This window comes from Streptomyces sp. 13-12-16, from assembly GCF_002114215.1.
Taxonomy (GTDB): domain Bacteria; phylum Actinomycetota; class Actinomycetes; order Streptomycetales; family Streptomycetaceae; genus Streptomyces.
In genome coordinates, this window is the sequence record NZ_NCTE01000743.1 from 1 (window position 1) to 1,718 (window position 1,718).

The 1,718-nt window shown below is 75.3% G+C and carries 1 protein-coding gene and 1 pseudogene; one reads left to right on the plus strand and one right to left on the minus strand.

Going from position 1 to position 1,718, the window contains the following annotated elements:
• Positions 1 to 342, plus strand: a pseudogene (locus B7767_RS27880) (putative protein N(5)-glutamine methyltransferase); the annotation flags it as partial.
• A gap of 290 nt (positions 343 to 632) precedes the next feature.
• On the opposite strand, the gene B7767_RS27885 reads toward B7767_RS27880, so the two are convergent.
• The coding region (locus tag B7767_RS27885; protein ID WP_143652661.1) for a PP2C family protein-serine/threonine phosphatase at positions 633 to 1,718 on the minus strand (1,086 nt) is incomplete at its 5' end.

Here is a 1,718-nt window from a genome sequence, read left to right on the forward strand (position 1 = left end):
GACCTGTTCGCGGCGCTCCCCGGCGCGCTGCGGGGCCGCGTCGGCATCCTCGCGGCCAATGTGCCGTACGTGCCCAGCGACGAGATCGGCCTGCTGCCCCCGGAGGCCCGTGACCACGAGCCACTGGTCGCGCTCGACGGCGGCGCGGACGGCCTCGACGTGCTGCGCAGGGTCGCCGCCGGGGCGCCCGGCTGGCTCGCGCCGGGCGGCTGCCTCCTGGTGGAGACCAGCAGCCGACAGGCCCCCGCCGCAGTCGGCACCTTCACCACCGCCGGCCTGCGGACCCGCCTGGCCGTATCCGACGAGCGGTACGCCCATGTCGTGATCGGTGTGAGGCCTTAGGGGGTGTCGTTCGGATCCTGCCGGGGCAGCGGGGTCCGGCACCTCGCCGCGTTGCCGTCCGCCGCCTTGCGATGGGCCCCACTGCCTGAAGGGCGTGAGGGGAACCCCCGCCACCGGACCCCGCTCGGCCCGGCGGCGAGGCACCGCTCACCGGAGCCGGCCTGATCCGAACGGAAGCCCCCGGTCCCTGCCGTCGCCTTCCCGCCCGGCGGTGCCCGGCACGCACCGGACACCGCCGGGCACACCCTCCGGGCGGACGACGGGAACGTGACGACGGGACCCGGGACCGCTCAGGGACCCGGTGTCGTCGCGCGGGCGATGAGGAGGGCCACGTCGTCGAAGTTGTCGGGTTCGTGCAGGGTGCGCAGGAGGAGGTCGCAGATCTCCTCCAGGGAGTGGCCGGGATGGTCCAGCAGGGCCAGCAGCCTGTCCAGGCGTTCGTCCAGCGGATGCCGGCGCGTCTCGACGAGACCGTCGGTGTAGAGCACCAGCAGGTCGCCCGGTTCCAGCTCCACGGTGGTGGTGGAGAAGGGGACCCCGCCCACCCCCAGTGGCACGCCGGTGGGCAGGTCGAGCAGTTCGGGCGCGTGACCGGCCCGCACCCGGGCCGGCGGCAGGTGCCCGGCGTTGGCGATCGTGCACCGCCGCTCGCGGGGATCGTGGACGACGTAGACACAGGTGGCGATCGCCTGGTCCAGGCCGCTGGTGATCCGGTCCAGGTGCTCCAGGAGGACGGCCGGATCGAGACCGAGGGAGGCGAGGGTGTGGGTGGCCGTGCGCAGCCGCCCCATGGTGGCCGCCGCGGGGATGCCGCTGCCCATCACGTCCCCCACGACGAGGGCCGTCCTGTCGTCCTCCAGCGGGATCACGTCGAACCAGTCGCCGCCGACCTCGCTGGTGGCGCCCGCCGGCTGGTAGCGGGAGGCGACCTCGAGGCCGCCCGTCACGGGCGGGTGGCTCGGCAGCAGACTGCGCTGCAGGGTGAGGGCGGTGTCGCGGGCGTTCTGGTACCAGCGGGCGTTGTCGATCTGCACGGCCGCGCGGGAGGCCAGCTCCCGCGCGAGCAGCAGATCGTCCTCGTCGAACGGGAGGGGGTTGCTCGTGCGGGTGAGGTCGAGGGCGCCCAGCACCTCCCCGCGCGCGATCAGCGGCACGGCCAGATACGAGTGGACCCCCGCCCGCGCCAGCAGCGCGGCCGCCTCCGGGGAGCGGGCGATCCGCGCCAGGTCCTCGTCCTTGGTCTGCGGCACCATGACCGGCAGCCCGGTGCGCACGCACTCGGTGATCAGCCGGTCCGGCGCGTACCGGGCCACCCGGCCCGGCGGGTCGGCCGCCGCCAGCACCTCGGCCGCCGCGTCCACCCCGCGCACCGCCAG